Origin of the sequence: Streptomyces sp. ID05-26A (genome assembly GCF_033794685.1) — a bacterium.
Classification (GTDB): Bacteria; Actinomycetota; Actinomycetes; order Mycobacteriales; family Pseudonocardiaceae; genus Lentzea.
The window spans coordinates 163278-189480 of sequence record NZ_JARAYZ010000005.1; the positions used below are offsets into that span (position 1 = coordinate 163278).

The 26203-nt window shown below is 68.9% G+C and carries 31 protein-coding genes and 1 riboswitch; of the genes, 19 read left to right on the plus strand and 12 right to left on the minus strand.

Going from position 1 to position 26203, the window contains the following annotated elements:
• The first annotated feature begins 89 nt into the window (after positions 1–89).
• Positions 90–161, plus strand: a riboswitch (adenosylcobalamin-variant (AdoCbl-variant) riboswitch).
• Between the two features lie 34 nt (positions 162–195).
• From PV646_RS35380 to surE, 9 genes are all read left to right on the plus strand, one after another.
• Positions 196–1401, plus strand: coding sequence for a prenyltransferase/squalene oxidase repeat-containing protein (locus PV646_RS35380; RefSeq protein WP_500346662.1), 1206 nt, complete (start codon positions 196–198; stop codon positions 1399–1401).
• A complete protein-coding gene (locus PV646_RS35385; RefSeq protein WP_500346663.1) occupies positions 1401–1814 on the plus strand; it encodes an SCO2322-related protein in 414 nt (137 codons plus the stop codon). The genes PV646_RS35380 and PV646_RS35385 overlap by 1 nt, the downstream gene beginning before the upstream one ends.
• On the plus strand, positions 1811–2578 hold the full coding sequence (locus PV646_RS35390; protein WP_500346664.1) for a hypothetical protein: 768 nt from the start codon (positions 1811–1813) through the stop codon (positions 2576–2578). Before PV646_RS35385 ends, PV646_RS35390 begins: the two co-directional genes overlap by 4 nt.
• 10 nt (positions 2579–2588) lie before the next feature.
• The gene (locus PV646_RS35395) at positions 2589–3620 is read left to right on the plus strand and encodes a CbiQ family ECF transporter T component (RefSeq protein WP_500346665.1); all 1032 of its coding nucleotides are present in this window, start codon (positions 2589–2591) and stop codon (positions 3618–3620) included.
• A complete protein-coding gene (locus PV646_RS35400; RefSeq protein ID WP_500346666.1) occupies positions 3617–5173 on the plus strand; it encodes an ABC transporter ATP-binding protein in 1557 nt (518 codons plus the stop codon). The genes PV646_RS35395 and PV646_RS35400 overlap by 4 nt, the downstream gene beginning before the upstream one ends.
• A gap of 44 nt (positions 5174–5217) precedes the next feature.
• The gene (locus PV646_RS35405) at positions 5218–5979 is read left to right on the plus strand and encodes an ECF transporter S component (RefSeq protein WP_500346667.1); all 762 of its coding nucleotides are present in this window, start codon (positions 5218–5220) and stop codon (positions 5977–5979) included.
• A 46-nt stretch (positions 5980–6025) separates the two neighbouring features.
• A complete protein-coding gene (locus tag PV646_RS35410) occupies positions 6026–7753 on the plus strand; it encodes a beta-N-acetylhexosaminidase (RefSeq protein ID WP_500346668.1) in 1728 nt (575 codons plus the stop codon).
• 156 nt (positions 7754–7909) lie between these two features.
• Positions 7910–8815, plus strand: a complete 906-nt coding sequence (locus PV646_RS35415; RefSeq protein ID WP_500346669.1) for a 1-phosphofructokinase family hexose kinase — start codon at positions 7910–7912, stop codon at positions 8813–8815.
• Positions 8816–8819: 4 nt separating this feature from the next.
• Positions 8820–9575 (plus strand): 5'/3'-nucleotidase SurE, encoded by a 756-nt coding sequence (gene surE / locus PV646_RS35420; protein WP_500346670.1) that lies wholly within the window; start codon positions 8820–8822, stop codon positions 9573–9575.
• Here the strand turns inward: surE and PV646_RS35425 are convergent.
• The 10 genes from PV646_RS35425 to PV646_RS35470 form a co-directional block, all read right to left on the minus strand.
• Complete coding sequence (locus tag PV646_RS35425; protein WP_500346671.1) at positions 9538–9867, minus strand: hypothetical protein; 330 nt, start codon at positions 9865–9867, stop codon at positions 9538–9540. The two genes, surE and PV646_RS35425, sit on opposite strands and share 38 nt — an antisense overlap.
• Positions 9868–9873: 6 nt before the next feature.
• Entirely contained in the window at positions 9874–10269 is a 396-nt protein-coding gene (locus tag PV646_RS35430) for a DUF5313 family protein (RefSeq protein WP_500346672.1), read from the minus strand.
• On the minus strand, positions 10266–10715 hold the full coding sequence (locus tag PV646_RS35435; protein ID WP_452254900.1) for a MarR family winged helix-turn-helix transcriptional regulator: 450 nt from the start codon (positions 10713–10715) through the stop codon (positions 10266–10268). Before PV646_RS35435 ends, PV646_RS35430 begins: the two co-directional genes overlap by 4 nt.
• Positions 10716–10770: 55 nt before the next feature.
• Positions 10771–11598, minus strand: coding sequence for an alpha/beta hydrolase (locus PV646_RS35440; protein ID WP_500346673.1), 828 nt, complete (start codon positions 11596–11598; stop codon positions 10771–10773).
• A gap of 9 nt (positions 11599–11607) precedes the next feature.
• A complete protein-coding gene (locus tag PV646_RS35445) occupies positions 11608–12930 on the minus strand; it encodes an FAD-binding oxidoreductase (RefSeq protein ID WP_500346674.1) in 1323 nt (440 codons plus the stop codon).
• Positions 12927–13511, minus strand: a complete 585-nt coding sequence (locus PV646_RS35450) for a TetR/AcrR family transcriptional regulator (RefSeq protein ID WP_500346675.1) — start codon at positions 13509–13511, stop codon at positions 12927–12929. Before PV646_RS35450 ends, PV646_RS35445 begins: the two co-directional genes overlap by 4 nt.
• A gap of 69 nt (positions 13512–13580) precedes the next feature.
• Complete coding sequence (locus PV646_RS35455; RefSeq protein WP_500346676.1) at positions 13581–14657, minus strand: aminotransferase-like domain-containing protein; 1077 nt, start codon at positions 14655–14657, stop codon at positions 13581–13583.
• A 30-nt stretch (positions 14658–14687) separates the two neighbouring features.
• Positions 14688–15884 carry a PI-PLC domain-containing protein gene (locus PV646_RS35460; protein WP_500346677.1) on the minus strand — a complete coding sequence of 399 codons (1197 nt, stop codon included), beginning with the start codon at positions 15882–15884 and terminating at the stop codon, positions 14688–14690.
• 309 nt (positions 15885–16193) lie between these two features.
• Complete coding sequence (locus PV646_RS35465) at positions 16194–16697, minus strand: hypothetical protein (RefSeq protein ID WP_500346678.1); 504 nt, start codon at positions 16695–16697, stop codon at positions 16194–16196.
• Between the two features lie 358 nt (positions 16698–17055).
• A complete protein-coding gene (locus tag PV646_RS35470) occupies positions 17056–17259 on the minus strand; it encodes a cold-shock protein (RefSeq protein WP_030479286.1) in 204 nt (67 codons plus the stop codon).
• Between the two features lie 140 nt (positions 17260–17399).
• Here PV646_RS35470 and PV646_RS35475 point away from each other — a divergent pair, with 140 nt between their 5' ends.
• From PV646_RS35475 to PV646_RS35505, 7 genes are all read left to right on the plus strand, one after another.
• Entirely contained in the window at positions 17400–18500 is a 1101-nt protein-coding gene (locus PV646_RS35475) for an acyl-CoA dehydrogenase family protein (RefSeq protein WP_500346679.1), read from the plus strand.
• Positions 18500–19501: a s-methyl-5-thioribose-1-phosphate isomerase gene (locus tag PV646_RS35480; protein ID WP_500346680.1), complete on the plus strand. Its 1002-nt coding sequence runs from the start codon at positions 18500–18502 to the stop codon at positions 19499–19501. The genes PV646_RS35475 and PV646_RS35480 overlap by 1 nt, the downstream gene beginning before the upstream one ends.
• Positions 19498–20154: an acireductone synthase gene (mtnC, locus tag PV646_RS35485; protein WP_500346681.1), complete on the plus strand. Its 657-nt coding sequence runs from the start codon at positions 19498–19500 to the stop codon at positions 20152–20154. Before PV646_RS35480 ends, mtnC begins: the two co-directional genes overlap by 4 nt.
• Positions 20151–20747 (plus strand): methylthioribulose 1-phosphate dehydratase, encoded by a 597-nt coding sequence (gene mtnB / locus PV646_RS35490; protein WP_500346682.1) that lies wholly within the window; start codon positions 20151–20153, stop codon positions 20745–20747. The genes mtnC and mtnB overlap by 4 nt, the downstream gene beginning before the upstream one ends.
• The gene (locus PV646_RS35495; RefSeq protein ID WP_500346683.1) at positions 20744–21307 is read left to right on the plus strand and encodes a 1,2-dihydroxy-3-keto-5-methylthiopentene dioxygenase; all 564 of its coding nucleotides are present in this window, start codon (positions 20744–20746) and stop codon (positions 21305–21307) included. The genes mtnB and PV646_RS35495 overlap by 4 nt, the downstream gene beginning before the upstream one ends.
• Complete coding sequence (gene pip, locus PV646_RS35500) at positions 21304–22236, plus strand: prolyl aminopeptidase (protein WP_500346684.1); 933 nt, start codon at positions 21304–21306, stop codon at positions 22234–22236. The genes PV646_RS35495 and pip overlap by 4 nt, the downstream gene beginning before the upstream one ends.
• Positions 22237–22346: 110 nt before the next feature.
• Positions 22347–23024, plus strand: a complete 678-nt coding sequence (locus PV646_RS35505; protein ID WP_500346685.1) for a polysaccharide lyase family 7 protein — start codon at positions 22347–22349, stop codon at positions 23022–23024.
• A gap of 60 nt (positions 23025–23084) precedes the next feature.
• Here PV646_RS35505 and PV646_RS35510 read toward each other — a convergent pair whose 3' ends face one another.
• Positions 23085–23597 carry a GNAT family N-acetyltransferase gene (locus tag PV646_RS35510; RefSeq protein WP_500346686.1) on the minus strand — a complete coding sequence of 171 codons (513 nt, stop codon included), beginning with the start codon at positions 23595–23597 and terminating at the stop codon, positions 23085–23087.
• A 23-nt stretch (positions 23598–23620) separates the two neighbouring features.
• On the opposite strand from PV646_RS35510, the gene PV646_RS35515 reads away from it, so the two are divergent.
• The 3 genes from PV646_RS35515 to PV646_RS35525 all read left to right on the plus strand — a co-directional run bounded on the left by PV646_RS35515 (position 23621) and on the right by PV646_RS35525 (position 25611).
• A complete protein-coding gene (locus tag PV646_RS35515; protein ID WP_500346687.1) occupies positions 23621–24556 on the plus strand; it encodes an asparaginase in 936 nt (311 codons plus the stop codon).
• Between the two features lie 61 nt (positions 24557–24617).
• Positions 24618–25463, plus strand: a complete 846-nt coding sequence (locus tag PV646_RS35520; protein ID WP_500346688.1) for a helix-turn-helix domain-containing protein — start codon at positions 24618–24620, stop codon at positions 25461–25463.
• Positions 25438–25611 carry a DUF397 domain-containing protein gene (locus tag PV646_RS35525; RefSeq protein WP_500346689.1) on the plus strand — a complete coding sequence of 58 codons (174 nt, stop codon included), beginning with the start codon at positions 25438–25440 and terminating at the stop codon, positions 25609–25611. The genes PV646_RS35520 and PV646_RS35525 overlap by 26 nt, the downstream gene beginning before the upstream one ends.
• On the opposite strand, the gene PV646_RS35530 is transcribed toward PV646_RS35525, so the two are convergent.
• Positions 25598–26143: a hypothetical protein gene (locus PV646_RS35530; RefSeq protein ID WP_500346690.1), complete on the minus strand. Its 546-nt coding sequence runs from the start codon at positions 26141–26143 to the stop codon at positions 25598–25600. The genes PV646_RS35525 and PV646_RS35530 overlap by 14 nt on opposite strands.
• Between the last annotated feature and the right edge of the window lie 60 nt (positions 26144–26203).

A 26203-nucleotide genomic window follows, 5' to 3' on the forward strand; every position in this document is an offset into this window, starting at 1 on the left:
CGCCGATTCTGCTCGTTGATGGCCCAGCTCACAGCCATTTGACTCAAATAGATCCCTCCCGCACGATCGTTGACTGACAACAGCATCCGCATGCCGCGGGGGAAGCCGGTGGAACTCCGGCGCTGACCCGCAACGGTGATAGTCCGACTGCCCGTGGCGTGCGGTAGCTCCACCGACCCGTCGAGGACCGCGGGCATGGGAGGCGTAGTGATCAGGAGATCCGCGTTGGTGGCCTTGGTGGCCACCGCGCTGGTGGTGACACCGCAGGCGCAGGCGGCGGAAGCGGCCCCGTCCGCGGGGACGTGGCTGGTCAGCCAGTTCGAGGGTGGCGACCACCTGCTCCAGGGCCCCGGCCTCGTGGACGCCGGGTTGACCGCGGACGGCGTCTACGCGCTGGCGGCGGCGGGCGTCGGCAGGTCGACGGCGGTGAAGGCCGCCGCCTGGCTCGCCCAGCCCGACCAGCTGAACTTCCTGATCGGTGAAGGCGACGAGTCGTACGTCGGCGGCCTGGTGAAGCTCGCGCTGGTCGCGCAGACGCTCGGCACCGATCCGCACGCGTTCGCGGGCGTCGACCTGCTGGAGCGGCTCGCGCCGTTGCAGGAGGAGTCGGGGCGCTACCGCGACGCGACCGGTCCCGGGTTCGACCAGACCAACGCGTTCACGCAGGCGTTGGCGATCATCGTGCTGAAGCGCGCCGCCCTGCCGTCCGACCAGGCGGTGGTGTACCAGGTTTCCACGCAGTGCCCGGACGGCGGCTTCCCGATCGCCTTCGAACAGGCGCCGTGCAAGTCCGATGTGGACGGTACGGCGATGGCACTGCAGGCGCTGCTGGCGGTGGGCGAGAAGACCGCGTCGCCGAAGGCCCTGACGTGGCTCGCCTCGCAGCAGAAGCCGGACGGCGGTTTCCCGTCCGCGACTGCCGGGGCCAACGCCAACAGCACGGGACTCGCCGTCGGCGCGCTCGTCGAGGGGGGTCTCACTCAGCCCGCGGACAAGGCCGTGGCGTACCTGAAGTCGTTGCAGGTCGGCTGTTCCGGACCGGAGGCGCGACGCGGTGCGGTCGCCTACGACAGCGCCGGTTTCGAGCCGTACCCGGCGATCCGCGCCACCGCACAGGCGATGCTCGGCCTGGCTCGCGTGAGCCTCGCGGACGTGACGGCTTCGTCGGCTGTTCCCGGGGTGCCCGCGATCGACTGCACCACCACGCCACCGGTCACCTCGGCGCCCGAGCCGACCGTGCCGACCGCGCCCGCTCCGGCAGGGCCCGAGGCCCCGGCCGACCCGCCGCTCGCCGTCACCGGACCGGACCAGGCCGTTCCGCTGAGCCTGTTCGGGTCGTTCGCGGTGCTCGCCGGTGCCGTCCTGCTCTTCGTCTCCCGTCGTCGGAAGGTTGGTGCGTGATGCGCCGCATGCTTGCTGTCCTCGCCCTCGTCGCGAGCTCGTTCGTCGTCACGTCCCCTGCCTCCGCCGTTCCGTGCGCGAACGTGAAGGTCGTCGTGGACTTCGCCGCACTGGGCGGCGGAGTCCAGACCGGCTGCACCTCGATCGATCCGACCACCGGAATCCAGGCGCTGAACAACGCGGGCTTCCCGACCACGTTCGTGCCGCGCCAGCCCGGGTTCGTCTGCACGATCAAGGCCCTTCCGAACCCGTGCAAGATGCCCACGACCAGCGCGTACTGGTCCTACTGGCACGCCACCCCCGGCGGCACCTGGACCTACAGCACCTCCGGCGCGCTCGGCTACGACCCGGCTCCCGGCACCGTCGAGGGCTGGGCGTTCGGCGCCGGCACCGCTCCGAGCACCGCCCCGTGAAAAGGCTCTTCCTCGCGCTGGCACTGGTAGCGGCGTTCGCACCGGTGCCGGCGCAGGCCGCGGGATGTGACGGCGTGACCGTCGTCGTCGACTACCGCGGCCTCGGCGGAGGCGTCCAGCAGGGCTGCGCACCCGGTAGCCCCGCCTCCGGCATCGCGGCACTGACCGCCGCGGGCTTCGGCTACACCTACGCCTCGCGGCAGGCTGGTTTCGTCTGCCGCATCAACGGAAAGCCGGGCACGGACGCGGACAAGTGCGTCAACGCCTCGCCCGCCACCGCGTACTGGTCGTACTGGCACGCACCGGCCGGTGGTTCGTGGGTGTACAGCAACCAGGGCGCGGCGACGTTCGTGCCGGGACGCGGAACCGTGGAGGGGTGGGCGTTCGGCGCCGGCGAACAACCTGGCATCGCACCGCCCGCGGCTCCCGCACCGCCTCCGCCGGCGCAGCAACCGCAGCCTCCCGCGCCGCCGGTGCAGCAACCTCCGGCACAGCAACCCCCTGCGGTGACCACGACCGTTCCGCCGACTTCCTCGTCGGCCGCTGCGCCGTCTTCGGTGGAGTCGGCTCCGCCTTCGTCCGCCGTGTCGTCGTCTGTGGCGGGGGAGACCTCGACTCCTGCGGTGGCGGAGAAGTCGCAGCAGGTGGAGGAGAAATCGGGCTCCGGCTGGTTGTGGACGCTGCTCGGGGCGCTGGTCATCGCAGCACTGGCGGTGGCCGGGGTGCTGGTGGCACGTCGTCGCCGCGCCGCGGAAGACGCATGAGGCTTTCGGCGTGAAGCTGCACTCCGGCGCGTGGTGGCTGTGGGCACTGGGCCTCGCCACCGCCGCCAGCCGCACCACGAACCCGTTGCTGCTGGGCCTGATCCTGGCGGTGGCGGGCGTGGTCGTGGTGACCTGCCGTGCGAACACGCCGTGGGCCGGCACCTACGGCGTGTTCCTCAAGTTCGGCCTGCTGATCATCGGCCTGCGCGTCCTCGTGCACGCGTTCCTCGGCGGTGTGACCGGCCTGACCGTGTTGTTCACGCTGCCGCAGGTCCCGTTGCCCGACTGGGCGCAGGGCATCCGCGTCGGCGGACCGGTGAGCGCCGAGGGGCTGATCTTCGCGCTGTACCAGGGGTTGTTGCTCGCGACGATCCTCAGCTGTGTCGGTGCCGCCAACGCCCTCGCCAACCCCCGGCGGCTCCTGCGGTCGTTGCCGGCCGCGTTGTACGAGGTGAGTGTGGCCGTTGTGGTGGCGCTGACCGTGGCACCGCAGTTGGTCGCGTCCGCCCGATCGGTGCGCAAGGCAAGGCAGCTCAGGGGCGACACGGCCAGGGGAGCGAAGGCGATCCGCACGATGCTGGTGCCGGTGCTGGAGGACGCGCTCGACCGGTCGCTGGTGCTGGCCGCCTCGATGGACTCGCGCGGGTACGGGCGCACGGCCGGCATCTCGCGCAAGGACCGGGTGCTCACCGGCACGTTGGTGCTGGCTGGACTCTTCGGGCTCTGCATCGGCACGTACGGGCTGCTCGCCGGCGCCTACACCGGCTGGCCGCTGCTGGTGCTCGGTGGTGTGCTGGCGATCGCGGGGCTGCGGGTCGGGGCACGCCGGGTGCCGCGCACGCGGTACCGGCCGGACCGGTGGACGCCCACGGCGATCGGGGTGGCGTTGAGCGGGGTGGTGGGAGCGGTGGTGCTGGTGTTCTCGGCGGATCCGGCGCTGTCGCCGTCGACGGTTCCCCTGCAGGCACCCGAACTGCCCCTGATTCCGGCGCTGGGCGTGCTCGTGGCACTGGCACCTCTGGCCTTCGCGAGGGAAGCATGATCAGGTTCGAGGACGTCACCGTCACCTACGCCGAGCAGCCCGTGCTCGCGGACATCTCCGTGGAGATCCCCGAAGGCGAGCTGTGCCTCGTCGTCGGCCGCACCGGCTCCGGCAAGTCGACCTTCCTGCGCGCGATCAACGGCCTCGTCCCGCACTTCAGCGGCGGCACCCTGGCTGGACGTGTGCTGGTCGACGGCCGTGACACCGCCACGCACCCGCCGCGCGAACTGGCGGACGTCGTCGGGTTCGTCGGCCAGGACCCGATGGCGGGTTTCGTCGCGGACAACGTCGAGGACGAACTCGCCTACTCGATGGAGTCTCTGGGCCTCTCGAACGACGTCATGCGCAAACGCGTCGAGGAAACCCTCGACCTGCTCGGGCTCGCCATCCTCCGCGACCGTCCACTCGCGACACTGAGCGGTGGTCAGCAACAGCGGGTCGCGATCGGCGCGGCCCTCACCGCCCACCCGAGGGTCCTCGTCCTCGACGAACCCACCTCGGCACTCGACCCCGGCGCCGCCGAAGACGTTCTCGCTGCCGTGCAACGACTTGTGCACGACCTCGGGATGACCGTCGTGATCGCCGAACACCGCCTCGAACGCGTCGCGCAGTACGCGGACCGCGCTCTCCTGCTGCCGCAGGGACTGATCGGCGACGTCGGCGAGGTCCTCAAGGCCGCACCGGTCGCCCCGCCCGTCGTGAGGCTCGCGCAACTCGCCGGGTGGGAACCGATCCCGGTCTCGGTCCGCGACGCCCGCCGCCAGGCCGCACCCCTGCGTGCCCGGCTCCCCGAACCCCGGCCCGAACCCGTGACGAAGACCAGCCCGGTCCTCGAAGCGAGCGATGTCGTTGTCCGGTACGGAGATGTCCAGGCCGTGCGCGGCGTGACGCTCGAAGTCGGCGAGGGCGAACGGGTCGCGCTCATGGGACGTAACGGCTCTGGCAAGTCGTCGCTGCTCTGGGCGGTGCAGGGCAGCGGCAAACGCACGTCCGGAAACGTCACGATCGGCAACATCGACCCCAAGACGCTCAAGCCCGCAGAACGACGCCAGACCGTGGCGCTGGTGCCGCAACAGCCCTCCGACCTGCTCTACCTGGAAACGGTCGAGCAGGAGTGCGTCCAGGCCGACACCGAGACCGGCCGGCCGTCAGGAACGTGCCGGAGCCTCCTCGACAGCCTCGCGCAGGTGCCGCCCCAGGCCCACCCGCGCGACCTGTCCGAAGGCCAGCGGCTCGCGCTCGTGCTCGCGGTGATGCTGACCGGAACCCCACAGGTCCTGCTGCTCGACGAACCGACCCGCGGCCTCGACTACCCGGCGAAGGCAGCGCTGGCCACCGCGCTCAAGAACCTGCCCACCACAACGGTCCTGGCCACGCACGACGTCGAGTTCGTCGCCGAGTACGCCACCCGCGTGATCGTCATGGCCGAAGGCGAGATCGTCGCGGACGGCCCCGCGCGCGAGGTCGTGACGTCGTCACCGATCTTCGCCCCGCAGGTCAGCAAGATCCTCGGGCCGTGGCTCACGGTCGCCGACGTCGAGGCCGCCCTGTGATCACCATCGGCAGACGGTCGGCGGTCGCGCTCACCATCTCGGGCGTGATCGGACTGGCCGCGTTCACCTGGCCGCTCGTGGTCCAGCCGTCCAGCGACATCGCGCACGGCGGCGACGCGCCCTGGACGTTCGCGCTCCTGCTGCCGTTGGTGCTCGCGGTCGTGCTCGCCGAACTGAGCGACAAGGGCATGGACTCCAAGGCGATCGCGATGCTCGGCGTGCTGTCCGCGCTCGGCGCCGCGATCCGGCCGCTCGGACCGGGCACGGCCGGTATCGAGACGGTCTTCTTCCTGATGGTGCTGGGCGGCCGGGTGTTCGGGCCGGGCTTCGGGTTCGTGCTGGGCAACACGACGCTGTTCGCGTCGGCCCTGCTGACCGGTGGCGTCGGACCGTGGCTGCCGTACCAGATGCTCGGGGCGGCCTGGGTCGCGCTGGGCGCCGGGCTCCTCCCGCAGTGGCGCGGCAAGGCCGAGATCGCGCTGCTGGCCGGCTATGGCGTCCTGAGTTCGCTCGTCTACGGCTTCCTGCTCAACCTGTCGTTCTGGCCGTTCGCGGTCGGCGAGGGCACGTCCGTCAGCTTCGACCCCACCTCCTCACCCGTGACGAACCTCGTGCGGCTCGCGGCGTTCACCCTCGCCACGTCGCTCGGCTGGGACCTCATGCGGGCCGTCACCACCGCCGTTCTCGTTGCGGTGACAGGGCCCGTGCTGCTCCGGACGCTGCGCCGAGCCGCGCGGAAGGCCGCTTTCGAGCCGGTCTCGAAGAAAGAATTGGCCCAGACCATTGACGACAAAAGGGATGTTTGAGCACGCTGGAGGCAGGGTCGCCGCCCCCGACTCGTGAGGAGGAGTCGTGAGAACTCGTGTTCTCGCCGCGGTCATCGCTGTCACAGCGGCGTTGTCCGTGAGCGCGCAGTCGCAAGCCGCGGAACCACTGCAGAGCCTCGTGCCGGTCCCTGTCTCGGTGCAGGCCAGAAGCGGTGTCACGCACACGCTGACGGCAGCCACGAAGATCTACACCGCCCCTGCCGCGAGGGACGTCGGCACCTTCCTCGCCGGAGTCCTGCGGCCCTCGACCGGGTACGCGTTCCCGGTCTCCGACACGACCGGAACGCCGTCCGACGGCATCTCGCTGCTGCTCACGGGCGCGCCGGGCACGGTCGGCCAGCAGGGCTACCAGCTCGACGTCGCGGCAGGCTCGATCGTGTTGCGCGCCAACACGTCCGAAGGCCTGTTCACCGGCGTGCAGACGCTGCGGCAGCTGTTGCCCGCCAAGGTGGAGAGCACGACCGCGCAGGCCGGTCCGTGGACCGTGCCGGGCACGCTGATCGTCGACTACCCGAGGTTCTCCTACCGCGGCGCGATGCTCGACGTGGCCCGCCACTTCCACCCGGTCTCGACGGTCAAGCGCTACATCGACCAGCTCGCGCTCTACAAGATCAACTACTTCCACCTCCACCTGAGCGACGACCAGGGCTGGCGGATCGTGATCGACAGCTGGCCGCGCCTCGCCACGTACGGCGGCAGCACGCAGGTCGGCGGCGGCCCCGGCGGTTACTACACCAAGGCGCAGTACAGCGAGATCGTGCAGTACGCGGCGTCGCGCAAGATCACGGTGATCCCCGAGATCGACCTGCCCGGCCACACCAACGGGGCACTGGCGTCGTACGCGGAGCTGAACTGCAACGGCCAGGCCCCGCCACTGCGCACGGACATCGAGGTCGGCTACTCCTCGCTGTGCGTCGGCAAGGAGCTCACCTACCAGTTCGTGGACGACGTGATCCGCGAGGTCGCGGCGCTCACGCCCGGCCCGTACCTGCACATCGGCGGCGACGAGGCGCACTCGACGTCGGACGCCGACTACCAGACGTTCATGGACCGCACGCTTCCGATCGTCAAGAAGTACGGCAAGACCGCGCTCGGCTGGCACGAGTTCGTGAAGACCACGACCGACACCGCCACGATGCCGCAGTACTGGGGCACCTCGACGTCCAACGCCGTGGTGCAGGCCGCGGCGGCGCGTGGCCACAAGGTCATCATGTCGCCCGCGAACAAGGCGTACCTGGACATGAAGTACAACTCCAGCACGCCGCTCGGCCTGTCGTGGGCGGGCCTGATCGAGGTCCAGACCGCGTACGACTGGAACCCCGGCACGCACCTGAGCGGTGTGCCGGAGTCCGCGGTCCACGGTGTCGAAGCTCCACTGTGGAGCGAGACGCTGGTGACGGCGAAGGACATCGAGTTCATGGCGTTCCCGAGGCTCGGCGCGATCGCCGAACTGGCGTGGTCGCCGTGGTCGACGCACAACTGGGACCAGTTCAAGGTGCGCTTGGGCAACCAGGGCCCGCGCTGGACGACCATGGGCATCAACTTCTACAAGTCCACGCAGGTCCCGTGGGACACCGGCGGCCCCGGTCCCGGCCCCTGCACGCAGCCCGCGTGGGAACGCGACAAGGTCTACACCGGCGGCAACGTCGTGTCGCACAACAGCAAGAAGTGGACCGCGCAGTGGTGGACGCGGGGCGAGGAGCCCGGCACCACCGGCCAGTGGGGCGTCTGGCGTGACGGCGGCGCCTGCTGATTCCTGGACGATCGGGCGCGGGCGAGAGCGTTCGCCCGCGCCCGCCTGTCCCACGGGCGATCGGGCGCGGGCCGAGAGCGTTCTCCCGTGCCCGCTGATTCCTGATTACTCCGGCGCGGGTGAGTAGCGCTCGCCCGCGCCGGGTACCAGGTTGTCGTGGATGCCCGAGTTGCCGTATTTGCCCCGTCCCCTCAACTGACCGTCACCGTCGAGGACCTCGATGGCGAGCCGGACGTGCACCTGCACGCCGGTGGCCAGGGTTTCTGGCAGTCCAGGATGATCGCCGCGCTCGGCGTCGAAGCCGTGGTGTGCGCGACGTTCGGCGGTGAGACAGGCCGTGTGCTGCGTGCGTTGCTCGAAGGCGAGCACGTCGACCTCAAAGCACGCGAAGTAGCCGCACGCAACGGTGCCTACGTGCACGATCGCCGTGACGGCCACCGGTCCGAGATGGTCGAGATGATCCCGGACGCGTTGTCCCGGCACGAACTCGACGACGTGTACGAGTCGGCGCTGGTGGAAGGCATCCGCGCGGGCACGGCCGTGCTGAGCGGGCCTTCCGACGACCGCGTGCTGCCCCACGACACGTACTTCCGCCTCACCTCCGACCTGACGAGCAACGGCTGTCGCGTGATCGTCGACCTCGCGGGCGACCGGCTCGCCGAAGCGGTGCGCGGCGGCCCGCACGTCGTCAAGGTCTCGCACGAGGAGTTGGGCGAGGAGGACCTGACCAAGCTGATCGAGAAGGCACGGGAGATCGCCTCCTCGTGCGTGCACGGTGTGGTGGTCTCCCGCGCCGACGAACCGGGGTTGGCGCTGCTGGAAGACCAGCTCTACCTCGTGCGGATGCCCAAGCTGGAGCCCGTCGACACGCGCGGCGCGGGTGATTCGATGACCGCGGGGATTTCAGCGGGCCTCGCACTGGGTATGTCGTTGACGGACGCGGTGAAGCTCGGCGCGGCCGCCGGCGCGGTCAACGTGACGCGCCACGGCCTGGGCAGCGGCGGCGGAGACGCCGTGCGCGAGCTGAGCAAACGCGTGGAACTGGAGCCGATCGAGGAATGAGCGGATGCGCGCGCTGATCACGAACGACGACGGAATCGACTCTCCCGGCCTGTGGGCCCTGGCGTCGGCCGCGGTCGCGTCGGGGTTCGAGGTGGTGGTGGCCGCGCCGGCCACCCAGGCCAGCGGCACCAGCGCGTCGGTCGCGGCGTCCGGCGAGAACGGGCGGGTGGCGAGCGAACGCCGCACCCTGCCCGGCCTCGACGTCGAGGCCTACGCGGTCGCGGCGCACCCCGGCCTGATCTCGCTGATCGCGTGCCGGGGTGGTTTCGGCGGCAAGCCGGACGTCGTCCTGTCGGGGGTGAACCTGGGCGCGAACGTGGGCCGCGCGATCCTGCACTCCGGCACCGTCGGCGCGGCGCTGACCGCGCACGTGAACGACGTCAGGTCGCTGGCGGTGTCGCTCGACGTCGGATTGGACGGGCCCGAACCGTTGTGGGACAAGGCGGACGAGGTGGTGCGCGTCGTGCTGCCGATGCTGGGGGAGATGCCCGCGGCCACGGTGCTGTCGTTGAACGTGCCGAACGTCGTTGACGTGCAAGGACTTCGCTGGGCGGAGCTGGCGCGGTTCGGCACCGTGCAGAGCCGGGTGGACGACGTGGGCGACGACGAGGTCGAACTCGTGCACGTCTACGCCGAGGAATCACTCGTGCCGGGCACGGACACGGCGTTGCTGGCGGAGGGCTTCGCGACCCTGACCGCGCTGCGCTCGGTGGAACGCGACGTCAGTTCGGAGCGTGCTTTGCCGGCCTGGCCAGCGTGATCACGAGCCCGATCAACGCCGTGCGCACCTCGAGGAAGCTCTCCGTCGTCACGTCGTCGAGCGAGAAGGCCAGCATCCCGAACCCGAGCAGCAGCAGGAGTCCGTACATGCGCGCGAGGTCGTGCCGCCACGCCATCGCGACGCCCAGCGCGCCGACGCCGACCTGGATCACGTGGTAGTTGGGGTCCAAACCGAACAGGTCGAACCAGCCGAAAGCAAGCTGCAGCAAACCTGCCGTGAGGGTGAGCGCCTGCGGCCTCGTGAACTCGAACTGATCGCTCAACAAGGCCATAGGTCTCTACCCTTCGGATCGCCGCCAGACCGCGTCGTACTTCGCTTGTCGCGCGCGGTCCCGCACGGCGTTTCGATCCCGGCGCCCCTGAGTCGCCGAACCTCTCGGGTACCCGTACTTCGTGAGCCGGTAGTCCACACTTTCAGGTGCATACGACAGCGCGAAGTACAGTCCTACAACGAAACCGAGCGCACCGCACGCAATTGCCAGTGGCCACGGCGAGTCGAGGCCGAACACGAGCGCCAGGGTGATGGCCGTGGTGAGTGGTGTGACCTGCACGAGACTGCGCACGGTGAAGCGCAGCAGCCACTTCGGACCGGTCACGTCCTCGTAGACGAACTCCCGGTACTTCTGCGGCAAGCGTCCACCCGCGTAGTACCAGACCTTCAGCGCGGGGTTCATCGCGTCGCCTTCGCGATCACCTTGTGCAGCACCTGGTTCAGCTGCGCGAGCTCTTCGAACGTCATGTCGAGCTGCTCCACGACCTTGAAGGGGATCTTCAGCGCTTCCTTCCTCAACTCCTGACCCGTCTCGGTCAGGGTGAGGGCGAGCGCGCGTTCGTCGGCCTTGTCCCGCTGCCGCTCGACGTACCCGATCGCCTCCAGCCGCTTGAGCAGCGGGCTGAGGGTGCCGGGGTCGAGTTGCAGGGCGTTGCTCAGGTCCTTGACCGTGCGCGGCGACCGCTCCCAGAGCGCCAGCATCACCAGGTACTGGGGGTGCGTGAGGTTCAGCGGCTCCAGGATCGGCCGGTACACCGCGATCACCGTGCGGGATGCCACGGCGAGCGCGAAGCAGACCTGACGCTCCAGCTCGAGCGGGTTCTCCGGAATACTTGGTGTACTAATCATTTGTGTACACAGTAACTCGCGGGCAGGTCGAAGTCCACGAGGTGTGGCGCGCGGCTCAGGCGTGGGCGGCCTCGGCCAGGACCTCGGCGACCACGGCGGCTCCAGCCCTGGTCATCACGGTTCCGCCGTGGTCGACCTCGTTGATCAGCACCGGTTCGCGCAGCACGGGCAGGGCGGCGCGGAACTCGGCGGCCTGCTCGACGGTGTAGGCGGGCGGGGAGCCGGGGCCGGTGCTCCACTCGGCGTGCACGAACCACGTCGGCACGGTCAGCTCCTGCCAGCGCGACGTGCCGAAGACGACGTCGCGGGTGTCGGTGAGCAGGGTCTCGGCGGACAGCCTGAGGTGACCGTCGTCGGTCAGGTCGTGGGCGAAGTAGTCGCGGACCAACGGGTCGGTGGGGTCGATCGCCGAGTTCACCGCGGCCTGCACGGCGAGGTACTCGTCGACGGTCCACGTGCGTTCGCGAGCGGCCAGTTGAGGGGCCAAGGCGGCCGCGAGGACTTCCTCGGTCATCTGGGCGTGGGCGGGCATGGGGAAGCCGCCGTCCACGAGCACGAGCGCGCGCACTCGGTCCGGGTGACGCACCGCCAGGTCGACGGCGACATAACCGCCCATCGACATGCCGCTCACGGTCACCGAGGAGAGCTCCAGGGCGTCGAGCACGCGCAACATGTCGTCGGCGTGCTGCCTCATCGTGCCGCCGGGGACGGTGTGGCTGTCGCCCCGTCCGCGCAGGTCCGGGGTGATGAGCGAGAAGTTGTGCGCGGCCACCCAGTTCCACAGCTCGCGGCTGCCGCTGACGCCGTGGATCGCGAGCACCGGCGCGGTGTCGCCGTCGTGGACCTCGACGAACAGGTCGCCGCCTTCTACCGGAACGAGCATGCGGACTCCTCAGGCCTTGCCGGGGTTGAAGATGTTCAACGGGTCGAGCGTGTGCTTGACGGCCTGGTGGACGGCGTGGGCGGCGGGGCCCAGTTCGCGGATCATGCCGTCGCGCTTGAGCAGCCCGACGCCGTGTTCGCCGGTGACGGTGCCGCCCAGTTCCAGGGCCTGGTCGATGATGTCCTCGAACGCCGCCTGGGCCGCGATCCTCGCGTTGTCGTCGCCGGGCGGGGTGATCAGCAACGGATGCAGGTTGCCGTCGCCGGCGTGGGCGATGGTGGCGATCTGCACGCCGTGCCGAACGCCGATCGCCTCGATGCGCGCGAGCATGGCGGGCACCGCGGACCGTGGGACGCACACGTCCTCGGTGAGCAGCGGTCCCAGGCGTTCCAGGGCCGGGTAGGTGAGGCGGCGGGCGGCGAAGAGGGCTTCGGCCTCGGTCGAGTCGGTGGACCGTTCCGTCCAGTCCGCGCCCGCGTCGGTGAAGGCCGTGACCAGGCCGTCGGCGTCGTCCGGGGTCTCGGCGCGGGCCAGGAGCATGGCCTCGGTGTCCGGCTCGATGCCCAGGTGCTTCCAGTCCTCGACGGCCTGCAGGCAGGCGCGGTCGATCAGCTCCAGCGCGGCGGGTTGCAGACCTCGTGCAGTGGTCAGGGCGACGGCCTGACCTGCGGCGACAAGACTGGAGAACGCGCCGACGACGGTGCTGGACGGACGTGGGGCCGGGCGGAGCCGGACGGTGACCTCGGTGACGACACCGAGCGTGCCCTCGGACCCGACGAGAAGGCTGGTCAGGTCGTAACCCGCGACACCCTTGTTGGTGCGCCTGCCCAGTCGCACCGCGGTGCCGTACTCGACCGGACCACCCATCACGGCTTCCAGGCCGAGGACATAGTCCCGCGTCACGCCGTACTTGAGGCAGCAGAGGCCGCCGGCGTTCGTGGCGACGTTGCCGCCGATCGTCGACCACGGCGAGCTGGCCGGGTCCGGCGGATACCAGAGTCCTTGCGCGGCAACGGCTTTTTTCAGGTCGTCGTTCACCACGCCCGGCTGCACGACGGCGAGCAGGTTCTCCCGGTCGATCTCCAGGACCTCGGTCATGCGACTGAGGTCGAGGACCAGGCAGCCGTCGACCGCGTTGGCGCCACCGGACAGCCCCGTGCCCGCGCCTCGCGGCACGATCGGGATGTTGTCGGCGGCGCAGTGCCGGACGGCCTCTCGAACGTCCTCTGTGGACTCCGGCCGGAACGCCGCGTACGGCGTGCCCGCCGGTGCCCACTCGGCCTCGTCGTGGCTGAGGCCGGCCAGCGTGTTCGGGTCCGTGATCAGCTTCATGACAGCTCCAACGCGCCGTGCGCGGCCTTGTGCACGACCCGTTCCAGTTCCGCGCCCCAGGCTGGGGGTGTGGTGTCCGCGTGGATCGGGACGGCACCCATGCCCGCCACCGCGAACCGTGCGAAGAGCAACACGTCGAAGGCCTGCGCGGGGGAGGCGAGCGGCGGCGTCAGGATCGCGGCGATCTGGGTGGCGCCGGTGTTCAGCTCCTGCGTGCCGGTCGCGATCAGGTCGGGCTCTCTGACGATCACCGCGCGGCGGCCGAGTTCCAGCGCCCACTGCTCGGGCGTGATCGTGTCGATGGCCGCGCGGACGGCCTTCTTCAGCGCCGCGACGGGATCGGGATCGGGATCGGGGACGAGTGCCCGGACGACCCGGCTGAGGAACGCGTCGTACCAGAAGATCGCGGCCTTGGTGCCGAACGTGCGGAACAACGTGCGTTCGGAGACGCCCGCGCGATCGGCGATGGCCTTGGTCGACGTGGCGGCGAGACCCTGGTCGAGGCACAGGGTGATGGCCGCCTCCTGGATCGCGAGGCGGGTGCGCAGGTCCTTCGCGGCGCGCGTGGTCAAGGTGTCCACGACGCCACGGTAGCGCGAAGTGTCAGTTACTGCCAGAAGTTTTGGCAGTAACTGACACTTTTTCGAGCTTCAGAGTGCGCGGACCGCCGCGCCGAGGCGGGTGATGCCCTCGTCGATCTGCTCCGGCGTGACGCCGGAGAACGCGAGGCGCAGCGCGTTGTCGCCGCCCTCCAGCAGGAAGTCCGAGCCCTTCACGAACTCGACGCCGTGCTCCTTGGCGACCGGCACGAGCTTGTCGATCGACACGCCCGGCAGCTCGACCCACATGAAGTAGCCACCCTGCGGCGCGGTGAAGACCGCCTCCGGCAGCTCACGCTGCAGTGCCGCCACGAGGGCGTCCCTGCGCGCACGCAGCGCCGTGCGGACGTTCACGACCGACTCGTCGAGACGGCCGGAGCGGCAGTACGAGTTCACGATCGACTGCGCCACCATGTTCGGCGAGATGTACGTGGTGGTGGCGATGTCCTGCACGGACTTGATGACGGACTTCGGCCCCACCAGGTAACCGCAGCGGATGCCGGGCGCCATGGTCTTCGAGAACGACGACGCGTAGACGACCTTCTCGTTCTTGTCCTGCGACAGCATCGTCGGCAGCGGCTCGCCCTCGAACCGCACCTTGACGTACGGGTCGTCCTCGAACAGCACGAAGTCGTACTTGGCCGCGAGGTCCAGCAGACGCGCGCGCTTCGCCTCGGACAGCGTGTAGCCGGCCGGGTTGTGGAAGTTCGGGATGATGTGCGCGAGCTTCGGGCGCACACCGCTCTCGAGCAGCTTCTCCAGCGCGTCGACGTTGATGCCGTCGGTCTCCAGCTCGATGGCGTGGATCTTCGCGCCGCGCTGGCGCAGGTTCAGCAGCGTGCGGTCGTAGGTCGGAGCCTCGACCACGACGTCGTCGCCGGACTGGACGAGCAGTTCGAACAGGAACGCGTCGGCCTGCATCGAGCCGTTGGTGACGAGCACCTGCTCCGGCTCGACGCCGTGCTGCTCCGCGAGCCAGGTGCGCAGGGGCACGTAGCCGACGCTCGTGCCGTACGCGAAGGTGCCGCCGGGGTCGTCCGTGAAGGCTTTCTGCGCGGCGTCGCGCAGGCCTTCCTGGTCGATGATGTCGAGAGAGGGCGCTCCGCGCGTGAACAGGATCGAGGCCATGCGCGGAGCGTACAACTCCCACGATTTGGACTACGGCCTATATACGTATGCGTTCAGTTGTTGCACGGCCTGGGCCGCGTTTCCGAGGTGATAGAGATCGACCGCCAGGAAGTTCGGCTTCTTCCTGGCCGCGGGCTGGCAGAACTGCTGCGCCCGGTTCGCGAGCTTGCCGTTGTCCGTCGTCGCCGTGCCGGTGAACGGAACGTCCCGGAAGTGGTTCATGACGAACAAAGGCTGGAAGGCACCGGTCGCGGTGAGAGGTTTTTCATCCCATCGGCTGTAGCAGGACCAGTCGGAACCGCCGAGCCCCGAACCCATCGACCAGTAGTTCTCGACGGTCCAGTCGCGCTGGTAGAGCACGCCCGAGTCCTCGCGCCCGTCCCTGCCGTGGTCGGTGAAGACGATCAACCGCTTGTTGCTGCTCTGCATCTGACTGCGCGTGGGCCACCCGTTCTGCTGCACGCCCTCGGCCCGGTACAGGACGTCGTTCAGCCCCTGCACCTTGCGGAGTTCGGCGCGCAACGTGTTCGCGTCGACGTAGTCCTCCAGGAAGACCGTGACGATCTCGCTGCGGTTGTCGCGAAGGAAGTCGACGATCCGCTGAATGTCGACGTTCAACGCCACCGGCTTGCTCACGAGCGTGCAGCTGTTGTGGCACAGGATCGCGCCGTCCGGCGTCTGGTGGATGTCGAGCATGAAGCCCCGCACGCCGTCGTTCAGCTGCTGCACGATGCCGCGCGTCTGGTTCTTGGCGAGATTGATGAACGGCGGCGCGAACCCACCGTCCACCCCGTTCGCATAGGCGTTGTGGGCGGTCAGGAACGTCATCTGGTCGAGCCGCGGATCAGCCGGCATCGGCGCGGTCTGGCTGACGACCGGAGTCAGGTACCAGCGCGTCTCGCCGTTCAGGCTGAAGAATTCCCATTGATCACCGAACTGACGGGGCTCGTGAACCGTATCCACCAGTGAGCACGAACCCATGGTGAGCTGGCGGGTGATGCACTGGCCCGGCGAGTCGGTGTTCTCGAACCTCCCGTCGCTCAGCCGCCACTGCTGGCGGTCCTCGTTGCCCTTGGGGCGGTGCAGTGCCAGTCCACCGCCGCTCTGGGCGACGTTGAGGCCGGTCCGGACACTGGTGACGTAGAACGTGCCCGTCGGAGCCGCTTGCGCGGTGGCGGGCACCAGGGGAAGAAGCAGCAGGGCTGCGATGGCAGGGAGGTATCGCATGGTGACCAGAGTCACCCATCCGAGTGAGACATGAAACGGTCTCAGTCGTTTGGACGTTTAACACAGTGGGTATCCCACTGCTCGCAAGTCGCTCTACCTACATAGAACAACTCCACGGCAGCCGTCGCCCGACCGAAGGGTTAGGGCCGGTACTCGGGCGCCGCCTTCACAAGCCGCGCAGGGTTCGACTCCCTCGGTTGCCACTTGCCCGCAGGGGATTGCGGGCTTTCCTCGTCGACATCCCGCGGCGAGAAGTACAGGCGTCGTGGCCGACGGGCCGCGGCGCCTTTCTCGTTCCCGCCGGCGGACTCAGAACGGCGGATCACCGCTGAACGTCGTGCCCGCGTCGTGAATCTTCCGCAACTGGTCGCCGACGTGTCTCAAGCCCTCGCGCAGCTGCTCCTTCGTGGCTTCGGCGCGGTGGTCGACCCCCATCACGCCGTTCAGTTCGGTGTTGAGGGCGCCGGGGTGGCGGCCGGTGCCGGTCGCCAGGAGGAAGGCGGCCTTGTTGAGGGACTTGCGGAGGCTGTGGGAGGTGGGGGCCTGGAGAGTCGGGCGCTGCGGTGGCCACGGGGGTGGGGCGGCATCGGCTGGAGGAGCGGGTGGTGTGGCTGTCCGGTCGTGGTCCGCGAGCGGCGGCACCTCCTGCTCGTGGGCCGCAGAAGCGGGCTTCGGTGAGTCGTCTCGCGGCAGTGGAGGAAGCGCGCGAAGCGCCGGCGGGTCAGCCCGAGCGCCGCGGCGTCCTCGAAGCGGGCCACCGGCGACCTCACGCGCGAGATTGGCAACGCGGACCGCCCGCTCGCCCTCCGTCATGTGAGCCCAGCACGCCACCGGATCGACAGCGGGAACGTCAGGATCGGGCGACCCCCACGACGCGGCACGGGCACCGCAGCGCCGACCGTCCCCGCAGCACCGGACGCACCACCCCGTCACCGCCCAGCCCTCCGGCCCGGCGGACGGGTGCGCGACGTGGACGTCGGTCGGTGCGGCGGGCGAGTGGGGAGCGAGGCGCGGCGGGGCATGGCGGTGGCAGACCTTCCGGGTCGTCGTGGTGTTCCAAACGAGCTGGTGTCAACACCATGACAGGCAGGTCTGACAATTTTGACAACCGCAGGTCAGGGCACGAAAAAGCCCGCCCGGCACGGGGCCGGGCGGGCTTCGGAGAGCTGAATCAGATGGCGCGGACGTCCTGCGCCTGCGGCCCCTTCTGACCCTGACCGATCTCGAACTCCACGCGCTGCTGCTCCTCCAGCGACTTGAAGCCCGAACCGGAAATCTGCGAGTAGTGCACGAACACGTCCGGACCGCCGCCGTCCTGCGCGATGAATCCGAAGCCCTTCTCGCCGTTGAACCACTTCACGGTGCCCTGCGCCATACGAATTGCTCCCTAGATGTTGGACCCCCGCCAGAGCGAGGTTCGCGCGCAGTCTGCCAGGCCACGGTCTCTCTCACATCGTGGTTAGCCCGGTGGTGTGAAGAAGTAAGTTGGACCGGGTACCACCGAGAGGAGCAGGAATGTCGAACTGGCTGGACGTCGCGCACGAGGTGGCGGCGACGCTCAGGTCCGACGCGGCGGACCGGGACCGGGCCAACCAGCCACCCGCCAAAGAGGTGGAACTGCTCCGGCAGAGCGGCCTGCTGAACGTCCAGGACTGGACTCAGCAGCAGCGGATCGGGCGGATCATCGGCGCTGCGGACGCCAACACCGGACACCTCCTCGGGTACCACTACCTGCAGATCTGGCGCAGCGGGCTCTTCGACGCGCAGTTCGCCGTCCACCCCGGCGAGTTCTGGGCGGGCGTCAGCAACCCGCTCGACGCGGCCCTCGAACTCACGCCCGCCGAGGGCGGTTACACGCTCAACGGCCGCAAGACGTTCGCCACCGGAGCCGCCGTCGCCGACCGCCTCGTGGTGAGCGCGACCCGCACCGACAACGGCGAGAAGTTGACCTTCCTGCTCGACGGAAAAGCGACCGGAATCACCTACTTGGACGATTGGGACAACATCGGCCAGCGTCTCACTGCGTCCGGTGGCGTGAACTTCGAGAACGTCCACGTGACCGAGGTCCTCGGCGTCCAGCCGGTCAAGGAGGACCCGCGCCTCAGCCTCGCCGCCATCGGCTTCCAGCTCGTGCTGGCCCAGCTCTACGTCGCCATCGCGGAGGGCGCGCTCGCCGAGGCCGCCGACTACACCCGCACCAAGACGCGCCCGTGGTTCGTCAGCGGCGTCGAGACCGCGACCGACGACCCGTACATCGTCGCGGCGTACGGCGAGATGGTGTCGCAGACGAGGGCCGCCGGGCTGCTCGCGGACGAGGCCGCCCGCCAGCTCCACGAGGCCACCGAGCTCGGCCGCCACCTCACGCCCGCCAAGCGCGGCGAGGTCGCGATCACGATCTCCGAGGCCAAGGTCGTCAGCACCAAGCTCGTCAACGAGGTCACCAGCCGGATCTTCGAACAGGTCGGCGCCCGCGGCACGGCGGCCAAGTACGGCGTCGACCGCTTCTGGCGCAACGCCCGCACGCTCACGCTGCACGACCCGGTCGTCTACAAGGCCCGCGAGGTCGGCGAGCACTTCCTGACCGGCGCGCGCCCCGCCTACACCGGATACAGCTGATGCAGCCGGTCCTGGCCGACTCGGTGAAGCTCACCGACGACGGCGTGCTGATCCTCGACCGCCGGCAGTTCCCGTTCGAACGGAACTGGGTGCTGTGCCGGACGGTCGAGGACGTCGCACGGGCCATCGAGGACATGGTCACCCAGTCCTCGGGCCCGTACTTCGCCGTCCTGTACGGCATGGTGCTCAAGGCGCGCACCCTCGAAGCGAAACCGTTCGCGCAAGCCCGCGAAGAACTCGCCAAGACGGCGCAGATGCTCGAGAACACCAGGCGCACCAACAACGCCCTGAGCAAGGCCACCAAGGTCGTCCTCGACCACGTGGACGCCGCGCAGGACGTCGCGGCAGCGCTGGAAGGCGCCGTGGAAGGCGACCGCCGGTACCGCGCCAAGAGCCAGGCACTGGGCGAGCACACGGCGAACCTGTTGCAGGACAACGCCACGGTGATGACCCACTGCTGGGCCGACCTGTACCTGACGGAGACGGTCAGGGCGGCCCAGCGCCAGAACAAGACGCTGCGGTTCTTCTGCACCGAGACCAGGCCGTACCTCCAGGGAGCCCGGCTCACCGCGGAGACGTTGATCGAGATGGGCATCGACACCACCCTCATCACGGACGGCATGGGCGCGGCCGTGCTGCAAAGCGGCGCGGTCGACGCGTTGGTCACGGCAGCCGATCGCGTCACCATGGACGGGCACGTCGTGAACAAGGTCGGCACGCTGGGTCTGGCCGTGGCCGCGCACGCGTTCGGAGTACCGTTCCACGCCCAAGTGCAGGCACCCGATCTGCAAGCGCCCACGACGGACCACGTCGAGATCGAGTACCGCGACGGCTCGGAAGTGTTGCAGGTGCTGGGCAGGCCGAGTGCCACGCCGAGGGTGAAGGGGCACTACCCGGCGTTCGACGTGACGCCGCCGCGCTTCGTCACGACGGTGGTGACCGACCGGGGCGTCTACGACGCAGGTGAGCTCGACAAGTACTACGAGGGAGAACAGCGGTGAGCAAGTGGGTCGTGCTCGACATCGAGGGCACGCTGAGCGCGACGGACCAGGTGCTGGTCGTCCTCTACGACTACGCCCGCCCGAGGCTCGGTCCGTGGATCGAGCAGCACGGTGACGACCCGGTGGTCGCCGACGCGGTGCAGCAGATCAAGGAACTCAGCGGCCACGACGACGTTGTCAAGGCGCTGCACGACTGGATGGCCGCAGACCAGAAGGTCACGCCCCTCAAGACGTTGCAGGGCCTCATCTGGCAGCAGGGCTACGCGCAGGGCGACCTGGTGGCGGAGTTCTTCCCGGACGTCGTCCCCGCGATCCGCAAGTGGCACGACGACGGGGTGAAGCTCGCGATCTTCTCCAGCGGCTCGGTCGCGGGCCAGATCGCGTTCTTCCAGCACACCGCCGACGGCGACCTGACCCCGTTGCTGGAGCACCACTTCGACACGGTCAACGCCGGTCCGAAGCGCGAAGCGGCGTCGTACCACAAGATCGCCGAGACGCTGCAGAGCGACGACATCACCTTCTACAGCGACGTTCCGGCCGAGCTGCACGCCGCGCAAGAGGCGGGCTGGAAGACGGTCGGCGTCGCGCGCGCCGGTGAGCCGTACGGCAACGCCGACTTCTCGCCCCATCCGACGGTCTGGGAGCTCTCGTGACGGCGGAGCTGGCGAGGGAGTGCGTCCGCTTCGCGCAGATGGGCTGGATGCGGGGCACGAGCGGCAATCTCTCCGTTGTCCTGCAACGTGATCCGCTCCGCCTCGCGGTCACGGTCAGCGGCGTGGACAAGGGCGAGATCACCGCGGACGACAGCGTGGTCATCGACGTCGACGGCAACGCCGTGGACAGCGACAAGGTCCCGTCCGCCGAAGCCGCCCTGCACGCCAGGATCGCGCACGTCGCCGGAGCGGGCGCGGTCGTGCACGTCCACGCACTGGCCACCGTCGTGGCCGCGGAACACTGGCCCGACGGCGTGGTCCTCAAGGACCTCGAGATGCTCAAGGGCTTCGGCCGGTACGACCACGAAGAGGTCGTGATCCCGGTCGTCCGCAACTCACAGGACATGCTCGAACTGGGCGACGCCTTCGAGAAGAGCTTCGACCCGAAGGTCCCGGCACTGCTCGTCGCACGGCACGGCGTGTACGTGTGGGGCGACGACCTGGTGCAGGCACGGCACCGCCTGGAATGCCTGGAGTGGTTGCTGCGCTTCAAGGTGGAGACGCGAGACATCTTTACGGGGAGGCACTCATGACGCTGCTGACGGTGTGGCCGGAAACCGGCCCCGAGGAGACCGTCCTGCGCACCACCGACGCCGAGGAGATCACCACCGCGCTCAAGGAGCACGGCGTGCGCTTCAGCCGTTGGTCTGTTGTGGACGGTGCGACGGCCGAGAACGCCCTGGGCCTCTACGAGAAGGAAGTCGCCCGCGTCAGCGAGACGGAGAGCTACGGCTACGTCGACGCGATGGAGATGACTCCGGCCGACACGGACGAGTACCGCGCGAAGGCCGTCGAGTTCCGGAACAAGTTCCTCGCCGAGCACACGCACGACGACGACGAGGACCGCTACTTCGCCCGTGGCGCAGGCGTTTTCTACCTGCACATCGGCGACAAGGTGTACGCGGTGTACTGCACGGCGGGCGACCTGTTGAGCGTCCCGGCGAACACGACGCACTGGTTCGACATGGGCACGGAGCCCGACTACGTGTCGATCCGGTTCTTCCACGACGACGACGGCTGGATCGGCAACTTCACCGGCAGCGACATCGCCACGAAGTTCCCGACGTTCGACGAACTGCGCGCCGGCCTGTGATCGAGACAGGCGCGCTGGAGGTCGGCGACGGCCATTCGCTGTACTGGGAGACGTCCGGCAACCCGGACGGCAAACCCGCCGTCGTGCTGCACGGCGGTCCAGGGTCGGGGAGTTCTCCGCGCACGCGGAACCTGTTCGACCCGGACCGCTACCGCATCGTCCAGTTCGACCAGCGCAACGCCGGCCGCAGCACCCCTCCGGCGGGCGACCCGGTGGTCGACCTGTCGGCGAACACCACCCGGCACCTCATCGCGGACATCGAGGCACTGCGGGTCCACCTGGGCATCGAGCGCTGGCTGGTCGAGGGCGGCTCGTGGGGCGTCACGCTCGGTCTCGCCTACGCGCAGGCCCATCCGGAACGGGTGACCGAGCTGGTGCTCGCGGCCGTGACCAGCGGCGACCGCAGCGAGACCGACTGGATCACCCGCGACATGGGCCGCGTCTTCCCGCGCGAGTGGGAGCGGTTCCGCGACGGCGTGCCCTCCGCCGAACGCGACGGAGACCTGGCGGCCGCGTACAGCCGCCTCCTGCACGACCCCGACCCGGAAGTCCGTGCTCGCGCCGCACACGAGTGGTGTCTGTGGGAGGACACGCACATGTCGCTGGCTCCCGACGCCGAACCGTTCCTGTCGGTCGCCGACCCGGACTTCCAGCTGACCTTCGCCCGCCTCGTGACGCACTACTGGTCCCACGGCTGTTTCCTGGAAGAGGGGCAGCTGTTGCGCGACATCGGGCTGCTGCACGGGATTCCCGGCGTGTTGATCCACGGGCGTTTCGACGTCAGCGGTCCGCTCGACACGGCCTGGAAGCTGCACCAAGCCTGGCCCGGCAGTGAGCTCGTGGTCCTCGGCGACACCGGCCACGGCGGCGGCAGCATGTTCGCCGCGATCCGCGCCGCCACCGACCGCTTCGCCACTTCAGAAATGTGAAAAGTTCGCCTATCTGAACATTGTTCCGGAAACTGAACGAAGTATTGATCCCTCCGGCCCATGTCATCACAGTGGTACAGACCACTTATGGAAGGTCGGAGGGATTCATCGTGGAAACCCCTGCGCTCCACACGCGACGCTCCGTGCTCGCCCTCGCGTTGACCGCACCTCTGCTCGTGGCGCCGGCTGGCGCAGCCCTCGCCCAGCCGCCGTCCGCGCAGTGGGTGTCGGCGCCGTACACCTACACCGTCCAGAAGCCGTACAACCTCGCCACCAGCGCGCGCTACAAGTTCGAAGGCGGCGTCCACACGACGTGGGTGTACGACTACGACCAGCCGCACACCCAGGGCAGCCCAACGGATCCGCGCACCGAGCTGCGCTTCAACCAGGAGTACTCGAGCGGCTCACGCGCCTGGGAAGGCGAGATCTACATCCCGGCTGGCGTCAGCGGCCCGACCGTCGTGCAGATCCTGCGTGGCAGCCGCCCCGACGGCACCCGCGCCACCGACGTGATGCTCAACGTCACCAACGCCAGCGGCGGCACGTTGCGCAAGGACAGCAACCAGGTCGTCGCGACGGGCATCTACAACAAGTGGTTCAAGATCCGCGTCGAACACACCGCCGTCGCGGGCGGCCGGGGCACCGTGAAGACCTACTACAACGGCGCCCTGAAGCTCACCCACCAGGACGAGGGCCCGGCGACGCGGTACTTCAAGAACGGCGTCTACCACCACGGCAGCGGCCGCGCGGAGGCCCGCTTCCGCAACATCACCTACTGGCGCCAGTGATCCCGTGATCTGGTCCCGCTTCCGCGCGCCACGGCGGGACGTGCGGAAGCGGGACCGCTGTCAGCGCTCGGGAGACCACACGCCCGACCACTGCTCGGCGCCCCAGCCCATGAAGCGCTCCACCTCGGTGAACCCCAGCTTCGCCGCGAGGCGCATCGAGGCCAGGTTGGCCGTCTGGGTGGTGGTCACCACCTGACGGCCGGGATGCGCGGCGGCGAACCAGTCGAGCGCCGCCACGCACGCCTCGTAGGCGTAACCCCGTCCCCAGAACTCCGGCAGGAACTGGTACCCCAGCTCAGGTTCTCCGGACTCGTGGTGCGGGTCGAACGAGACCATGCCGATCATCGCGCCGCCGAGAGCGACGACGAAGAAGCCCGTGCGCCGGCCCGGCACCTCGGGCGCCGTGCGTTCGACCTCGTCCCGCGGCAGTGCCCCACCGATGTAGGTGCCCACCTTCGGCGACGAGAACAGATCGACGAACGCCCCGCGGTCTCCCGCCTCGGACGCGCGCAGCACGAGCCGCTCGGTCCTGATCGGGGTGGGTGGCCAGTCAACTGATCCGGGTCCGGTCATGCGATCGACCCTAGAGTGAGGTCATGAGCTCACAGGTGGCGGTGGCATCGCTCGGCGGCACGATCACGATGACGGGCTCCGGTGCGGTGTCACCGACCCTGGGCGCCCAGGACCTGGTCGGAGGCCTCGAGGTCGGCGAGATCGCCACCTTGGCGACGATCCCCGGCGCCTCGCTCACCTTCACGACCCTGCTGGAAGCCTTCGACTGGGCCGACAAGCAGGTGTCCGAGGGCGCGCGGGGCGTCGTCGTCATCCAGGGCACCGACACCCTCGAAGAGACCGCGTACTTCTTCGACTGCCTGTGGTCGCACGAAGAACCGATCGTCGTCACCGGCGCGATGCGCCACCCCGGACTTCCCGGCGCGGACGGCCCGGCCAACCTCGCCGCCGCAGTCTCCGTGGCAGCAGCCCGGAACTCCCGCGGCCGAGGCGCGATGCTGGTTCTGAACGACGAGATCCACGCCGCCCGGTGGGTCCGCAAGACGCACAGCAGCCTGACGAACGCCTTCGAGTCGTTCCCCGGCCCGCTCGGCCTCGTCGTCGAGGGCGCCCCGCAGTACTTCCACCCCGCCCACCAGCAGACCGCGCTGCCACGACCTGTCGACATGCCAACGGTTCCGCTCATCGAGGCCACTGTGGACGATGACGGCGCCATCCTGGACTGGCTCGACGTCAAGGGCGTGGTGGTCGCGGCCACCGGCGCCGGGCACGTGTCGGCGGGGATGGCCGAGGCGATCTCGCGGGCCCGGTTCCCGGTCGTGGTGGCGTCACGGACGGGCGCGGGGACGACGTTCCGCAACACCTACGGCTTCGTCGGATCCGAGTCCGACCTGATCCAGCGCGGGGTCGTGATGGCCGGGTGGCTGTGTCCCCGCAAGTCACGCGTGCTGCTGCGTCTCGCTATCGGCGCTATGCAACCTATCGGGGACGTTTTCGCAGCTCGTGGCGGTGTTTTCTAGCTCTTTTTCACCCGAACGAGCCAGTGGCATGGACTAAATCCAAGCCATACCGTCATTGGGCATGACCTCGATCATTTCCACCCCGTACAGCCGGGATCTCGGTGACGAACTACGTCATCTGAGGGAGACGTGCACCCAGTTCCACGGCCGTGCGATGGCCGTCCAGCTGGGCTGGGACCCGAGCAAGGTGTCCGACATCGAACTCGGCAAGGTGCGCGCGAGCGAGGTCGACCTCGTGCAGTACCTGGCGACCTGTGGCAAGAACATCGACTTCGCGAACGAGTTCCGCAGCCGCTACTACAACGCCTTCGACCTCTTCTTCGCCCAGGTGCCGGACAACCTGCGGACACTCGCGATGACCGAGGCGATGGCAACGAAGATCATCAGCCTCGACATCATGACGATTCCCGGCCTGGTGCAGGTCGAGGACTACGCACGAGAACTGTTCGTCGATTCCCACATCGAGGCACCGGAGGACATCGAGAAGTTCGTCCGAGCGCGCATCGAGCGTCAGGCGATCCTGAAGCGTCCGAGCCGCCCGGAGTGCCTGTTCTTCGTGCACGAGCTGGCACTGCGGATGCGGCTGGGCAGCGCGTCGGTCCGTGAAGACCAGTACCTGCGTCTCCTCTTCAACACCCACATCCTTCGGATCGTGCCCGCGAACGTCACCGCCTTCCGCTCCTCGTGTGTGCTCTACGAGTTCGAGAAGGCGTCGCCGGTCGTGTTCAGCGAAACCGACATGGCTCAGGTGTTCGCTCAGGACAAGATCGCTGTCGCGCGGGCGAGGAGGCTCTTTCAGCGGCTGGATGCGGTCGCTCTGGATGAGGAACAATCGCGGAGCATGCTGATGGACTACATCAGCGCACTGCGAGAGGACTCAGATGTTCCAGGAACGGACTTGGCGTAAGAGCAGCTACAGCGGAGGCAACGGCTCCGGCAACTGCGTGGAGGTGTCGCTGGCCCAGAACACCCTCGTCCGGGACACGAAGAACGCGAGCGGTCCGGTACTCGCGTTCTCCACCTCTGCCTGGCGTGCCCTGCTCAGCTCGCTCTGACCACCGAGGTGTTCGGGGTCTCGACCGTCACCCGCACGGTCTGAGGCGCCAGCGACTGCAGGTACTGCGCGTGGTCCGAGCCGATCGTCTCGCTGAACGCGATGAACGCCAGCCGGGGCAGTTCGAACGCCGTGGTGGCGCAGAAGTCCTCCAGCCGGTCGAACCCGCGCCGGATGCCGGTGGCGTCGAGGCCGAACGTGGCGTGCGACGAGAGCTTCGCGGCGCCGATGTCGAACAGGTGCAACGCGTGCATGGCGTGGTTGAACGCCATCGCGCACACCTCGATGCGTGAGCACGACACGAGCAGTGTCCGCACCATCGACGGGTGCAGGGACTTGCCGGACGTGCGGAGGACGACGTCGATGCCGGCGGTGCGGAACAGTTCGACGATCTCGAACAGTCCGGGCACTCCCAGCGGCTCGCCGCCGCCCAGCGTGACTGTCTCGGGGCGCATCGAGATGAGCGCCTGTGCGATGTGCAGCATTCGGTCGTGGCTGAGCCGCGCGTGTGCGACGTCCCAGGTGATGTCCATGCGAATCGGGCCCCCTTCGGCGGATACGCCGATCCCATCGGGGGCGTTGTCCCTCCGTCA

Excerpts from the sequence above, each read along its gene's own strand:
- PV646_RS35430 (WP_500346672.1), bottom strand. The coding sequence starts at position 10,269 with ATGAACCCCGCGCTGAAGGTCTGGTACTACGCGGGTGGACGCTTGCCG.
- PV646_RS35440 (WP_500346673.1), bottom strand. The coding sequence starts at position 11,598 with ATGCTCGTTCCGGTAGAAGGCGGCGACCTGTTCGTCGAGGTCCACGAC.
- PV646_RS35480 (WP_500346680.1), top strand. The coding sequence starts at position 18,500 with ATGCAGCCGGTCCTGGCCGACTCGGTGAAGCTCACCGACGACGGCGTG.
- PV646_RS35495 (WP_500346683.1), top strand. The coding sequence starts at position 20,744 with ATGACGCTGCTGACGGTGTGGCCGGAAACCGGCCCCGAGGAGACCGTC.
- PV646_RS35385 (WP_500346663.1), top strand. The coding sequence starts at position 1,401 with ATGCGCCGCATGCTTGCTGTCCTCGCCCTCGTCGCGAGCTCGTTCGTC.
- PV646_RS35435 (WP_452254900.1), bottom strand. The coding sequence starts at position 10,715 with ATGATTAGTACACCAAGTATTCCGGAGAACCCGCTCGAGCTGGAGCGT.
- PV646_RS35445 (WP_500346674.1), bottom strand. The coding sequence starts at position 12,930 with ATGAAGCTGATCACGGACCCGAACACGCTGGCCGGCCTCAGCCACGAC.
- PV646_RS35520 (WP_500346688.1), top strand. The coding sequence starts at position 24,618 with ATGACCTCGATCATTTCCACCCCGTACAGCCGGGATCTCGGTGACGAA.
- PV646_RS35400 (WP_500346666.1), top strand. The coding sequence starts at position 3,617 with ATGATCAGGTTCGAGGACGTCACCGTCACCTACGCCGAGCAGCCCGTG.
- PV646_RS35515 (WP_500346687.1), top strand. The coding sequence starts at position 23,621 with ATGAGCTCACAGGTGGCGGTGGCATCGCTCGGCGGCACGATCACGATG.
- surE (WP_500346670.1), top strand. The coding sequence starts at position 8,820 with ATGCGCGCGCTGATCACGAACGACGACGGAATCGACTCTCCCGGCCTG.
- PV646_RS35470 (WP_030479286.1), bottom strand. The coding sequence starts at position 17,259 with ATGGCGCAGGGCACCGTGAAGTGGTTCAACGGCGAGAAGGGCTTCGGA.
- PV646_RS35510 (WP_500346686.1), bottom strand. The coding sequence starts at position 23,597 with ATGACCGGACCCGGATCAGTTGACTGGCCACCCACCCCGATCAGGACC.
- PV646_RS35465 (WP_500346678.1), bottom strand. The coding sequence starts at position 16,697 with ATGACGGAGGGCGAGCGGGCGGTCCGCGTTGCCAATCTCGCGCGTGAG.
- PV646_RS35455 (WP_500346676.1), bottom strand. The coding sequence starts at position 14,657 with ATGGCCTCGATCCTGTTCACGCGCGGAGCGCCCTCTCTCGACATCATC.
- PV646_RS35425 (WP_500346671.1), bottom strand. The coding sequence starts at position 9,867 with ATGGCCTTGTTGAGCGATCAGTTCGAGTTCACGAGGCCGCAGGCGCTC.
- PV646_RS35530 (WP_500346690.1), bottom strand. The coding sequence starts at position 26,143 with ATGGACATCACCTGGGACGTCGCACACGCGCGGCTCAGCCACGACCGA.
- PV646_RS35475 (WP_500346679.1), top strand. The coding sequence starts at position 17,400 with ATGTCGAACTGGCTGGACGTCGCGCACGAGGTGGCGGCGACGCTCAGG.
- PV646_RS35460 (WP_500346677.1), bottom strand. The coding sequence starts at position 15,884 with ATGCGATACCTCCCTGCCATCGCAGCCCTGCTGCTTCTTCCCCTGGTG.
- PV646_RS35380 (WP_500346662.1), top strand. The coding sequence starts at position 196 with ATGGGAGGCGTAGTGATCAGGAGATCCGCGTTGGTGGCCTTGGTGGCC.
- PV646_RS35525 (WP_500346689.1), top strand. The coding sequence starts at position 25,438 with ATGTTCCAGGAACGGACTTGGCGTAAGAGCAGCTACAGCGGAGGCAAC.